A 404-nucleotide genomic window follows, 5' to 3' on the forward strand; every position below is an offset into this window, starting at 1 on the left:
GCGTCGGTAGCTTGAGCCGTCAAGCTAAACGTGCCTTCGGTTAAGGCGGCGGTGGGGGTGAAACTCCAGTTGCCGGAATCATCGGCGGTGGTGGTGCCGAGCTCAGTTCCGTCTTGATAAATAGTGACGGTGCTGCCGGGTTCGGCGGTGCCGGTGATGTCGGGGGTGGTGTCGTTGGTGATACCGTCGCTGGTGATAACCGGGGCGTCGGGTGGGGTGGTATCCGGCGCGGTGGTATCCACGGTGAGACTGAGTGCCGCAGAGGTTTCGGAGATGTTCCCCGCCGCGTCGGTAGCTTGAGCCGTCAAGCTAAACGTGCCTTCGGTTAAGGCGGCGGTGGGGGTAAAGGTCCAGTTACCGTCCGCGTCGGCAATTGTGGTGCCGAGCTCGGTTCCGTCTTGATA

General features: G+C 61.9%; 1 protein-coding gene. It reads right to left on the reverse strand.

What is annotated here, in order from left to right:
- Positions 1–404, reverse strand: a 404-nt coding sequence (locus tag AC0QHF_RS24215; protein ID WP_324706827.1) for an Ig-like domain-containing protein, incomplete at both ends; no start/stop codon positions are given.

The sequence above is a fragment of the Lyngbya sp. CCY1209 genome, from assembly GCF_055795065.1.